Origin of the sequence: Ekhidna sp. (assembly GCF_963691765.1) — a bacterium.
Classification (GTDB): Bacteria; Bacteroidota; Bacteroidia; order Cytophagales; family Cyclobacteriaceae; genus Ekhidna.
The window spans coordinates 376,199-388,438 of the sequence record NZ_OY829375.1 but is presented as its reverse complement, the minus strand read 5'-3'; the positions used below and the strand labels follow the sequence as shown (position 1 = coordinate 388,438).

15 protein-coding genes are annotated in these 12,240 nt (G+C 38.8%); 12 read left to right on the top strand and 3 right to left on the bottom strand.

Annotated elements, in window-relative coordinates; genetic code table 11:
* Positions 1–231 (bottom strand): helix-turn-helix domain-containing protein, encoded by a 231-nt coding sequence (locus ACY650_RS01820; RefSeq protein WP_462251160.1) that lies wholly within the window; start codon positions 229–231, stop codon positions 1–3.
* A 102-nt stretch (positions 232–333) separates the two neighbouring features.
* Between ACY650_RS01820 and ACY650_RS01815 the strand changes: the two genes are divergently transcribed.
* On the top strand, positions 334–543 hold the full coding sequence (locus tag ACY650_RS01815) for a hypothetical protein (protein WP_462251158.1): 210 nt from the start codon (positions 334–336) through the stop codon (positions 541–543).
* Positions 544–556: 13 nt separating this feature from the next.
* Positions 557–772: a hypothetical protein gene (locus tag ACY650_RS01810; protein WP_462251156.1), complete on the top strand. Its 216-nt coding sequence runs from the start codon at positions 557–559 to the stop codon at positions 770–772.
* A 1-nt stretch (position 773) separates the two neighbouring features.
* Here the strand turns inward: ACY650_RS01810 and ACY650_RS01805 are convergent, their stop codons facing one another.
* The gene (locus tag ACY650_RS01805; protein ID WP_462251154.1) at positions 774–1,283 is read right to left on the bottom strand and encodes an ImmA/IrrE family metallo-endopeptidase; all 510 of its coding nucleotides are present in this window, start codon (positions 1,281–1,283) and stop codon (positions 774–776) included.
* A gap of 58 nt (positions 1,284–1,341) precedes the next feature.
* Complete coding sequence (locus tag ACY650_RS01800) at positions 1,342–1,704, bottom strand: helix-turn-helix domain-containing protein (RefSeq protein ID WP_462251152.1); 363 nt, start codon at positions 1,702–1,704, stop codon at positions 1,342–1,344.
* A gap of 87 nt (positions 1,705–1,791) precedes the next feature.
* Between ACY650_RS01800 and ACY650_RS01795 the strand changes: the two genes are divergently transcribed.
* The 10 genes from ACY650_RS01795 to ACY650_RS01750 all read left to right on the top strand — a co-directional run bounded on the left by ACY650_RS01795 (position 1,792) and on the right by ACY650_RS01750 (position 12,236).
* A complete protein-coding gene (locus ACY650_RS01795; RefSeq protein ID WP_462251150.1) occupies positions 1,792–2,049 on the top strand; it encodes a GIY-YIG nuclease family protein in 258 nt (85 codons plus the stop codon).
* A gap of 12 nt (positions 2,050–2,061) precedes the next feature.
* Positions 2,062–2,199 (top strand): hypothetical protein, encoded by a 138-nt coding sequence (locus ACY650_RS01790; RefSeq protein ID WP_462251148.1) that lies wholly within the window; start codon positions 2,062–2,064, stop codon positions 2,197–2,199.
* A gap of 96 nt (positions 2,200–2,295) precedes the next feature.
* A complete protein-coding gene (locus ACY650_RS01785; RefSeq protein WP_462251146.1) occupies positions 2,296–2,802 on the top strand; it encodes a hypothetical protein in 507 nt (168 codons plus the stop codon).
* Positions 2,803–2,902: 100 nt separating this feature from the next.
* Entirely contained in the window at positions 2,903–6,184 is a 3,282-nt protein-coding gene (locus tag ACY650_RS01780) for a DEAD/DEAH box helicase (RefSeq protein WP_462251144.1), read from the top strand.
* Positions 6,185–6,289: 105 nt separating this feature from the next.
* The gene (locus tag ACY650_RS01775; RefSeq protein ID WP_462251142.1) at positions 6,290–6,439 is read left to right on the top strand and encodes a hypothetical protein; all 150 of its coding nucleotides are present in this window, start codon (positions 6,290–6,292) and stop codon (positions 6,437–6,439) included.
* A gap of 468 nt (positions 6,440–6,907) precedes the next feature.
* A complete protein-coding gene (gene mraZ / locus ACY650_RS01770) occupies positions 6,908–7,351 on the top strand; it encodes a division/cell wall cluster transcriptional repressor MraZ (RefSeq protein WP_462251140.1) in 444 nt (147 codons plus the stop codon).
* Positions 7,344–8,276 (top strand): 16S rRNA (cytosine(1402)-N(4))-methyltransferase RsmH, encoded by a 933-nt coding sequence (gene rsmH / locus ACY650_RS01765; RefSeq protein ID WP_462251138.1) that lies wholly within the window; start codon positions 7,344–7,346, stop codon positions 8,274–8,276. Before mraZ ends, rsmH begins: the two co-directional genes overlap by 8 nt.
* A gap of 50 nt (positions 8,277–8,326) precedes the next feature.
* Complete coding sequence (locus tag ACY650_RS01760; RefSeq protein ID WP_462251136.1) at positions 8,327–8,689, top strand: FtsL-like putative cell division protein; 363 nt, start codon at positions 8,327–8,329, stop codon at positions 8,687–8,689.
* The gene (locus ACY650_RS01755) at positions 8,686–10,785 is read left to right on the top strand and encodes a penicillin-binding protein (protein WP_462251134.1); all 2,100 of its coding nucleotides are present in this window, start codon (positions 8,686–8,688) and stop codon (positions 10,783–10,785) included. The genes ACY650_RS01760 and ACY650_RS01755 overlap by 4 nt, the downstream gene beginning before the upstream one ends.
* Positions 10,785–12,236: a UDP-N-acetylmuramoyl-L-alanyl-D-glutamate--2,6-diaminopimelate ligase gene (locus ACY650_RS01750; protein WP_462251132.1), complete on the top strand. Its 1,452-nt coding sequence runs from the start codon at positions 10,785–10,787 to the stop codon at positions 12,234–12,236. The genes ACY650_RS01755 and ACY650_RS01750 overlap by 1 nt, the downstream gene beginning before the upstream one ends.
* Positions 12,237–12,240 lie beyond the last annotated feature (4 nt).

Genomic DNA, 12,240 nt, shown 5'->3' with positions numbered 1-12,240 from the left:
CTACAAAAGGTTTTTAACCTTCACAATCATTTCTTCCGGCTCCATCTCTAATTCCTTAGCAATTTTAAGTAAGGTGATAAGTGTTGGCTGTTTATGACCGTTCTCAAGTCTTGATATATGGGTAGCATGTGATTCAATTGCATGGGCAAGAGCTTCCTGAGAAAGGCCTTTTGCTTCCCTTGATTCCTTCAGGACTCGGCCGAATGCCTTTATAATTTGCTCTTCAATCACAAAAAGCAAATTCCATCTTCTCAAAACCTTACACCATAGCCTAAAGGGCAAGATGTAATTTAGTTTTTATATATTGGTCGCATTTATTCTTGAAGTCCGTCAATGAAGCTAGAACAATTTTTAAGTGTCAAATCAGAGAAGAAAAACAGAAAGTATCGCACTGTCAATGTGGATCATGAACTTCATCATTTCCTGAAGAAGACGTCTAGCTATTACAACATTCCAATGTCTGATTTGGTAAACAATATATTGGCTAATTGGAAAGACGAGTTCCAGGAAGAAATAAAGAATGATATGTTAAAGCATCTGTAATTAGCTTTTAGTAATGCCAAATAAAAATGCTCTTCGACCTGTCACAGTGACTCATAAAGGAGAAAAGATAGAAGGCTTCTTTCATCGCTTCACATATTCATATTCGAGTTTCCATAGTGAAACACAAGCGTTGATAGAGCATACTGATGGAAGGTTGAGATATTACGATCCATACTTTGTTCAATTCACAGATAGGCAAGTTGAAGCTAAGAAGCCTTCAAAAAAATAATTTACCTTCTTCTATTTTTGATATGATAAACCTTCCTATTTGCTCCTGACTTGTTAATTCGGAATTTTACCATATCGGTGCTTGCTCCATACTGAAGAGCAATTTCGTCATTGCTTTTACCTTTCAGTAGTGCCGTAACAAGACCATCAAATGGTAATTGCAAACAACCTCCAAGCCAATTGGCTTCATTTTCATGTATCTCATCATAATTACGAAGCAATAACCCCAAGTGCCTTAAGTTTTCATCAACACTTGGCTTGTGACCTAATATGATATGAGAAAGTTCATGCATTATAGTGCTCTCATTGCGGGCATCCGAATGATGACAATTGTAAAGAATAATTGGCTTATCATGACATTCAAACGCTGCTCCGGACCAACCACTCTGACCATTAAGGTTTAAGAAATCATTCTCTGAAAGGTCGGGGAAATCAATTTGTGAAAGAAGAATTACACCTAGATGTTTTGCTAAGAGTCTGGAAGGGAGTTGGTCATTTACTGTCAGTCCCAAGTCCTCCCGAAAGGAAATTGTAAGCTTATCAGCTTTGGTCTTAAATCCGTAACTGTAATTAATCTTTGCGATTTTCGTCCTTCACTTGGTTATATGCCAAATTTATGAAATTAACCAAGGATTCTACCGTTTCAGGCGATAGCGTTTTATCTGCCCTCAAAGAAGTAACCACCAAATCTTGCGTGTTTTGTTCAGGAACACCACTAGTAAAATAATCTGAAGATACATTAAGCCAATCACAGATTTTCACATATGTGTCAATGTCTGGTAAGTTTCCTTGTTCTATTCTTGAAAGTGTAGGAGCGCTAATTCCGATTTCCTGTGCAGCTGCTCTCAAGCCTTGCTTCCCCCTTTTTGACTTAATCATATGGGAGAGCTTTGAAGAATCAATGCTAGAAGCCATAGACATAGGTTGTTTCATCAAAGAAACATTTTTTTTCTGAATGTAACAAATTTGAAAATCATATCGTATCTTTACCAATACAAGTGTTTCACTAATGTTACAACTATGAAAAAGAAAAATAAAACCACATTCAATTACAATCTGAAAAATGGACGGAAGGTAGTATATAAGGGTACTACTAACAATCCTGAACGAAGATTAGATGAGCATTTAGAGGGAGGAAAAAAATTTACCCACATGCAAGTTGTCGGAAGAGCTAAAACTCCAAATGGAGCTAATAAAGAAGAAGCTCGCCAACTAGCGACCTATAGAAGAAATAACGGTGGCAAAAACCCAAAGTATAACAAAACGAAAAAAGGATAAAGTAAGACAATTATGAAAATCGCAGCAATAAAGCCAGGGCCTAAGCCTAAAAAAAAGGATGGTACTCTTGATAAAAGAAGGAGAGATAATAAGGACACACCAGGAAACAAACCTTCATTGAAACCGAGTAAGTCAACTAAAAAGAAATGAAATTTTTTCAAGTTTTCTAAATAGAGGTGGAAGGGCGAATCAGCTTACCACGAGCGTGAGTTTGCTGTCAAGCACAAATGCAAAAAAATAATCGAAATGTTAGAAGAGGTTGTTGTTAATAGCATTGAGCAGGCCAAAGAACTACCTGCTGTAAAAAGGGTCTATCAAAGCGAATTTGTAAGATCTAAAATAAATCAATTTGAAAAATTCTTAGACAGGATAATCAGAAGGAATGTAAAAAAGGCTGTTGCTCCAACTCGGAAGAAGCTGACTCTGTTAAATTGGATATTGATAAATGTAGTTGTTTTCGCATATTTTATTGGTAAAGCAGATGCGCAAAGCATTGACCATTTTGAATATGTCTACATGAATTATAAAATAGTTGGAACTTGGGGTATTGCTGCCAATGTTGGTGCAATCATTCTTATAGGTCTAGGTAAAATTCTTCGAATTGCAGCAGGAATTGCATTGCACGCTTTTGCAATTCTGTTAGCTGCATTTTTTGTTTATTGGGTGCTCAAAAAGTTATTGGAATTAGTTATTCCACAGCAAAGGATTGATGGAAAAGAGGGAAGTAAAGTGATGAATGTATACGATTCTTAAAAGTTCACAAAAAATTCTTTTATATGTCCTACCGTCACCTGAAAATTACCCAAAAGTAGGTATGGAAAATGAAAATAATAATTGATATTATTATGTAATTATGAGTTTATTTTCAAAGTGGTCTGGTTCGATTACACTACCTGAGAAACAATTGTTCAAAGAAAAGATTGGGGGTAATTATGTTTCTCAGGTTGCCATTAATGAGCAGGAAGTTCAAGTTGACTTGTATGATTCTCCATTTAACGGTTTTGAACTTATTAGAACTTCCTTAAGCGGAAAATTTAGGGAATTGCTGATTAAGTATAAAGGTGCGAAGTCAGCTGCGCCAAAAGGTTATTTGGTTCTGAGCCTCAAAGCTGGATCTTCCTTACAAAATTTGAGTGAAGCCCAATTCAAATGGGAGAATCTGGAAGTAATACTGACAGATCGGGATACACCTCAAAAAGTACTAGATTCTTGGAGATCTAAATTTATCTTCAAAGAAGAGCATGAGGGTGAAGTCGGGTTAAGACCTCCCCAAATAGGAGCGATACATGCTGTAGCCGCTCACTATTCTGTTTCCATTCCATTGGAACCTGCCACAGTGGTTCTGCCTACTGGAACAGGTAAGACTGAAACCATGCTCGGTATTTTCACCTATAGAAGAATTGAAAAGCTCTTGGTTTTGGTTCCTAGTAATGCATTAAGAAATCAACTTTCTGAGAAGTTCTTTACACTTGGAATATTGCCAAATATTGGTATACTAAAATCCGATATTCCTAGGCCTTTTGTGGCTGTAATCAAAAAAGGAATAATGTCCACAGCGGATGCAACCTCAATCGTAGAAAAGTCAAATGTAATTGTTGCGACACCCCAAATTTTAAAATCATCCTCAGCCGAATCTATTAAAGTCTTAACAGAAAGCTGCACTGATTTGTTTATTGATGAAGCTCATCACAGTACGGCATCCACCTGGGAAGAGATAAGACTTATGTTTAAGTCTAAAAGGATTACACAATTTACTGCTACTCCATTCAGAAATGATAACCATCATATTGGTGGTAAAATAATATTTAACTACAAGTTGGGAGATGCTCAGAAGTCAGATTATTATAAACCAATAAGGTTGATCCCAATCGAAGAGTACGGAGACTTAAATGATACAGATGTCGAAATAGCAAAAAAAAGTGTGCAAATCCTGACAGAGGATGTGACCTCAAATCCATCGTTAGACCATATACTAATGGCAAGGACCGACAAGATATCAAGAGCTAAAGAAGTATATTCAATCTACTCTGAAATTGCCTCAAGTTTTAATCCAATTCTTATTCATGGAAATCTGTCAAAAGGTGAAGTTGACGAAGCACTGGAAAAATTGAAGTCCAAGGGATCTCGAATAGTTGTATGTGTGAATATGCTTGGAGAAGGTTTTGATTTACCGAACCTCAAAATTGCTGCAATTCATGACGGTCATAAAAGCCTAGCTATTACTCTACAATTCATCGGACGATTTACGAGAAAGGCAATAAACGTTGGAGACGCAGCTGTGATAGTCAATATAGCGGATCCAAAAACGCAGAAGAGTCTTGAGAAATTGTATTCTCAAGGTGCGGATTGGGATGACCTAATCAAAAGATTGAGTGAAGAACGAATTGAAAGAGAGCTGAATTTGCAGGAGGTTATTGAGAACTTAAAATCAAATGGTGATTTAAGCAAGCAAATTTCGCTTTGGAATCTAAAGCCGAATTTCACAACTCAATTGTTTAAGACGAACTGTGATCAATGGCATCCTATGAATTATTCCAAATCCTTACCAAGCAATTTGGAGTCTTGGCATTCCTTTAGTGAGGATGATAATATTTTGGTTGTCATGGGTATTCAGGAAAGCCCTGTTAAGTGGGGTAGCCACCAGGAATTAAGCGATTCTGTATATAAGTTATTGATTGCTTATTGGGCGTCTGACAATAACGCTCTATTTATTTTTTCAAATGATTATACTGCATTTAGAACGGAAAAACTTGTTGAAGATATTACAGGTGGTCAATCAACACTAATAAGTGGGCCAAGTATTTTTAATATACTGAATAACGTGCAACTACCACTTGTTAAGAATTTAGGTGCTGCAAAGGTAGGAGCAATAAGCTTTACTCAATATTTCGGTTCAAATGTTACTGAAGGCCTTGCTGAGATTGAAAAGCTTGAGTCTGAACTGAGCAATATTGCTTGTTTGGGTTATGAAGATGGAGAGAGGATAATTTGGGGTGGTTCACAAAGAAAGGGGAAAGTTTGGGCAGTTAAAACGGGATCAATACAGGATTGGAAAGATTGGTGTGATAAAACTTGGCTGAAGGTAGATTCAGATGATACAGAAGCTGAAAACATAACAAAAGACTTTTTAAGGCCAACAAAACTGTTGTCTAACTATGCACAACCTGCTATATCAGCCCAGTGGGGCGAACATGTACAATTAAAAAGAGAGGATAAAGTTTATGTGTTTTTTGGGGATCAGGCGATTCAGTTATACTTCACGAGCCTTGAAATAATTGATACGGGCAATAATAATGGGACTGATATTCAAATAAAGACTGAAGAAAATGTTAGTGTTTATAGATTTCAAATTGATGAGCAAATTGAAGGTGGATACTCTTACACTTTAATATCTGGCCTCCCTGTTTCTTTTAGATATGGTGAAGGCGGAGTAGTAAAACCACTGCAAGAACAAATGATAGTTGATCCTTTCATTCTCAGGTACGCGGATGGCACACATTCCTACAATAACTACCATATTGATTTAAAGATGAATGCTGGATTATATCCAGTCGATCTGGTTGAGGCTTGGGATTGGAGTGGCATTGATCTCAGAAAAGAATCAATGGGTAAAAGCATGGAAGTAGATTCTATCCAATATCAAACATTTCGCAATATTGAAAATGACTACGAAGTAATATTCAACGATGATGCTTCAGGAGAAGCAGGTGATTTAGTTGCCCTACGAGAATCTGATGATAAATCTAAAATTGAGCTTTGCTTGATCCATTGCAAGAATGCAAAAGATGGGGTAGTAGGTTCTGATATTGATAATTTCTACACGCTTTGTGGACAAGCTCAAAAGTCAATAAGATGGAAGCATATAGGTATTGGAGAGCTTTCGATTCACCTAAGAAGACGACATCAAAGATGGCAAGAGACAGGTCATTCTAGGTTGTTAAAAGGAGATATTCAAAGATTAGTTTACTTTAAGAACAAATCAAGAACAACAAGTACATCTTTTAAAACTATGATCGTTCAGCCTGGTGTAAGTAAAAATCGGATATCAGATAATATTCTTAGGCTTCTTGGAACTACCGAATTATATCTTAGAAAAACCACAGAAGCTGAGTTTGTGGTTGTTTGTTCCGACTAAAGTATGATCAAAGGATTCAGGAAAAACCATTTGTGCTATGCCAATTAAAAACCAAAGCTTTGATGTGAATCACTTATTGATCTAGACTAACTTTATAATTGAATTATGAAAATTGAAATCTACTCAAGCATTGAAGAGCTGAAAGCTGATAGAATACCTAGAAACTATTCTAAACAGGAATTGATTGCTCAGAAGAATGCGGCACGAGCTATACATAGAATCCGCATCAATAACATATCAGAAGAAACAAACTGATATTTAATTTCTTAGATCACAGTAAATGTCTATTACAATATGAATTTGCCTTAGGCAGATTGATTTCCGTATTTCTCTACCCGTCATTTTGATAATTGGAGCCCTTCCTTTCTAGGAGTGAATGTTTTCTTAAGTAAAAGTGAACAATTTCAATTGTGCATGACAACAACAATTCAATTGGTTAAGTACATCCTCCAAATCACCCACATCTTCCCACTTCCCCCACGATCTCCCACCAAATACCATTTGTTCACTTTTCTTCTGAAATTTCCTCAGATTTTTATCAAATCGAACGATAAAGTCATATCTCACTGACTTTCAATTCATTTCTCTACACGCTAAAATCATTGATTTAGGTATAATATTGAATTTTTTTTACGTTTTGTGTATGAAAGTGGGGGAAAGTGGAGGAAAATAGGAAAAGTTGTTTACATTTGTCTCGGTGGTTTATATTTTTCAAGGCTCAGTATGGCGTTTTTTACAAGCGAGTATGAGTGTAAGTTGGATACTAAAGGGAGGTTAGTCTTACCTGCGAAGATTAAGAATAACCTTCCCGAGGTCTCCACTGCAGAACTAGTAATTCGGAAGGGATTCGAGCCGAACCTAATTCTCTACCCAATGGTGGAGTACAAAAAAATACACCACAAGATCTCATCACTTAGTGAATTCAATCCTGAACAACGAAAGTTGAAAAGGAATTTTTTCAGGAGTATCGCCCAGGTAGAGTTGGATAGTGCAAGTAGAATAAACGTACCTAAGACGATGCTCGCTCATGCACAGATAGACAAAGAAGCAATTCTAATCGGTATGGGCAACTATATAGAAATGTGGAATCCGGAAGTATTCAATAAGCACCTAATCGAAGACGCCGACGAATACTCAGAGTTAGCACAGAAGTTCTTAGATGAATAACGAGTATCATAATCCTGTCATGTTGCAAGAATGCCTTGATGGGTTAGATATAAAGCCGGATGGAGTTTATGTGGATGTGACTTTTGGAGGTGGTGGTCACAGCAAAGCAATACTCGAGAAATTGACAACTGGCCACCTCATTGCTTTTGATCAGGATATAGATGCTGAGAAAAACGCACAACAGCTGATGCAGGCAGATGCAGAGGCAAAACGTTCTTTTACATTTATTGAGTCAAATTTCAGATTTCTGAAAAAGTACCTCAAACTACATGGCATCACGGAAGTAGATGGCATTCTAGCCGATTTGGGAGTTAGCTCCCATCAGTTTGATGAGCCAGCGCGTGGATTCACCATTAGGGCAGAAGGTGTGTTGGATATGCGCATGGATCAAGCCGCAACTAAAAGCGCCAGAGAAGTAGTAAATGAGTACGTAGAAAAGGATCTGATACATATTTTGAGTGCCTATGGGGAGATTAGGAATGCTCGAACTCTCGCAAGAGAGATCGTCAGCTTTCGAATGAACCAGCCCATAGAGACCAATGAGCAACTCAAGGCAATCGCCATGAAGAATGCTCCCAAAGGTCGAGATCTCAAATACCTCGCTCAGGTCTTTCAGGCCATTCGAATTGAGGTAAATGAAGAACTAGAAGCACTTAAGGAATTTTTGATACAGGCTGGCGAGGTGCTAAAGGCAGATGGCAGACTAGTGGTGATGAGTTATCATTCATTAGAAGACAGACCGGTCAAAAATTTCATCAATAAAGGAAACATTAAAGGGGTCGATGAAAAAGACTTTTATGGGAATCCAATTAGGGTATTAGACCCGGTGAACCGAAAGCCTATCGTCCCTGAAGCGGCAGAAATAAAAGAAAACAGCAGAGCGAGAAGCGCTAAGCTGCGTATTGGCAGAAAAAGAGGTGAGTAGACGGATGGGCTTACGCTCAACCTAAAACTTACAGCTTGAAAATTGGAATTATGAAGAACACCTACAAAATACCCCAAAAAGAAGAGCGAGGAGGCTTATTCCGTCTCATCAATCGCTTTCTACGCATGGATAGCTCCATGAGCGAGGTAATACACGTGCGTTTCCTTCCCCAAATACTTTTTCTAGCATTCTTATGTCTGCTGTACATCGGAAACCGCCATTACGCGGAAAAGAAGGTTCGGGATATCAACAATCTGGAAACAGAAGTTGAAGACCTGAGAGCAGATTACACGACCCTGAAAGCTGAATTCATGTATGAAAGTAAGCAGTCAGAAGTGGCAAAACGAGCCGAAGAGCTCGGTTTAGAAGAGAGCAAAGAATCACCAGTATTGATTAGGGAAGTACAAGAGTGAGTATCAAACGAGACATAGTATTACGCGTACGTATCGCATTCATCCTTACCTTTTTGGTAGCAGGACTTGTTGTGTTTCGTATTGGTAAAATCCAATACATCGAAGGCGATAAGTGGAGAAGCATGGGGGAGACCCTGGGCATTCAAGCTATGAATGTGAAGGCTACTCGTGGAAATATCTATGCGGACGATGGAAGCTTGCTTGCCACATCTTTGCCATTTTATCGATTGGCAATTGACCCTTACTTACCTACAGATGGACTTTATAAGAACAATATTGACTCACTGAGTTTCTTACTCTCGAGATATTATAAGGATCTGACTCCTACTCAATACAAAGCCAAGATCGACAAGGCGCGTAAAAAGGGGCGACGCTACATTACCCTTAATAGAAAGGAAATTGGCTATCAGGATAAGAAACTCATGGAGAATTGGCCACTCTTTCGAGAAGGTCGATTAAAAGGTGGGGTATTGTTTGAAAAGGTAGAAAAGCGCTTTCTACCATTTTCTCATTTAGGGATACGAACAATTGGGAGTGTAAATGATAACGATCGTGGAGTAGTTGGCCTTGAGTACAGCTTCAATAAGCAACTTGCCGGTATCAACGGTAAAGGATTGTATCAAAAAATGGCCGGTGGAGGTTGGAAGCCAATTTATGACGGTACGGAAAGACGTCCGGTTGATGGATTAGATATTCAAACCACGATTAATGTAGACCTGCAAGATGTTACCGAATCAGCGCTATTGAACGAGCTTCAAAAGCACGAAGCTGACTATGGAGTGGCAATTGTAATGGAGGTTAGCACGGGAGAAATTAAGGCAATCTCAAACCTCAGCAGAAACAGCGCGGGGGATTATTATGAAAGATACAATTACGCTGTAGGAAGTCAAGGGTCACGAGAGCCAGGATCAACATTCAAGTTGGCAAGTATGATTGCACTTCTTGAAGAAACAGACATTAAACTTTCAGATTCAATAGACACTGGAGATGGTAAGCTTGAATTTTTTGATAAAACCATGCGTGATCATAAGCCAGGTGGGTTCGGAAAACTTACTGTTCAGCAGATCTTCGAAAAGTCCTCAAACATAGGTGTGGCAAAGCTTGTGTCTCACAACTTCGCGAACGAACCAGAGAAATTTATTAATTATTTGAAGCGGATGAACCTTCATCAACCACTTGATTTTCAGATGGTTGGTGAGGGTAAGCCGTACATTAAAGATCCTTCAGATAGCACCTGGAGTGGTGTGAGCTTACCGTGGATGTCTCATGGTTATGAGTTGAAAATGACTCCTCTTCAAATGCTGGCACTTTACAATGCTGTGGCCAATGATGGTAGAATGGTGAAGCCAATGATTGTGAAGGGGGTGATGAAAGCTGATCGAATGGTTGAAGAATTTGATACTGAAATAATCAACAAATCCATCGCCTCCAAGGAAACACTCACACAGTTGAAATTGATGATGGAAGGTGTTGTTGAAAGAGGTACAGCGAAGAATATTAATCACAGTCATTATAAAATCGCTGGAAAGACTGGGACTGCCAAAAAAGTAAAAAATGGAAGATATGTGAAGGAATACTATACGTCATTCGCTGGTTATTTTCCAGCAGAAGCTCCAAGGTATAGCTGTATAGTAGTGATTGATAACCCGAAAGGATACCAAATCTATGGTAGCGATGTGTCAGCTCCAGTATTTAAGGAAATAGCAGATAAGATCTACTCATTAGAATTAGATATGCATGAGATAGGTACACAAGAACGCACCTATCAAACGGGAGTTTTTCCATACATCAAATCAGGAAAGAGAGAGGAACTCGCAATGATTTGCAATGAGCTAGGAATTTCTAATCATTCAAAATCCGAAGCGGAGTGGGTAAAAACATCGGTGATTAATGATGCAGTATACTGGAAAGAGAATAAGGTTAAATATGAGGTGGTGCCTGATGTTCGGGGCATGACGCTGAGGGATGCCATCTATGTATTAGAAAATCTTGGATTGGACGTAGAAGCAAGTGGAAGAGGGCGTGTATCTACACAGTCAATGACTCCAGGAGGAAAAGTAACTAAAGGTTCAACCATCAAACTTCAAATGATCTAATGCAAACGCTAAAGGACATATTGTTTGGAGTTTCACTTAAATCGATCACAGGAGATCGCGAAGAGAAAGTTGCTGGAGTAACGTTTGATTCACGCAAAGTGGATAGTGGCTTCTTGTTCGTAGCAGTAAAGGGATTGACTGTAGACGGTCACGACTACATAAAAGCTGCGATAGACAAGGGAGCTAAGGTTATTGTATGTGAGCAAATTCAAGAAAAAACTTACGAAGGTGTTACGATAGTGCAGACTGATAATTCTGCAGAAGCACTCGGGATAGTTGCTTCCAACTTCTATGGAAAGCCTTCAGAAAAAATTAAGCTTGTTGGTATTACTGGCACAAATGGAAAGACTACTTGTGCGACCCTACTGTATGAGCTATTCCAAAACTTGGGCTATTCAGTGGGCTTACTTTCAACCGTTGAAAATAAGATTAACCATAGGGTCTTGTCTGCCAGCTTTACTACACCTGATGCGGTGCAGCTTAATGAACTTCTTGCCGAAATGGTAGAGGAGGGATGTACGCATTGCTTCATGGAGGTAAGTTCCCACGCCCTGGTACAGCATCGAGTTGCTGGAATTCACTTCACAGGAGGTGTTTTTACCAATATTTCGCATGATCACCTGGATTATCACAAGACATTTGATGAGTATATCGCAGCCAAAAAATTACTGTTCGATGGACTTTCATCAGAGGCTTTTGCACTAGTAAACTCAGATGATAGGCGTGGTACTGTGATGCTGCAAAATACAAAGGCTGATAAATTCAGAATGGGGATTAAATCGATGGCCGATTTTAGAGTCCGTGTAATCCACAATACATCACAAGGTCTGGAACTAAACTTTGATGGAGTTGATGTATGGTTCAAGCTGATTGGCGAATTCAATGCTTACAACCTGCTGACGGCTTTTTCTGTGGCAATCTTACTGGACGAGGAGAAAGAAGCTGCATTAAGTGCACTTTCTACTACCTCTGGAGCAACTGGACGATTTGAGAAAGTAGAAAACACCTCAAATGTGATGGCGATTGTGGATTATGCCCACACTCCGGACGCGCTTGAGAATGTATTGAATACCATTGAAGAGCTGAGAACCAAGAATGAGATATTGGTGACTGTAGTTGGATGTGGCGGAGATAGAGATAAAGATAAAAGACCTAAGATGGCTGAGATCGCAGCGCGCTTCAGCGAAAAAGTGATTTTGACCTCTGATAATCCCAGAACGGAAGATCCAAAGCAGATTTTGGAAGACATGAAGGCGGGGATACCAAAATCAAAGGAACGCAACGTCATGATCATCGAAGATCGAAAAGAGGCAATACGCACGGCGTGCAACTTGGTTAACGACAAAGACATAATTCTGGTAGCTGGAAAAGGCCATGAGAATTACCAGGAAATAGATGGTGAGCGACATCATTTTGATGATCGTGAAGTATTAGGTGAACTATTGAATTAATAAA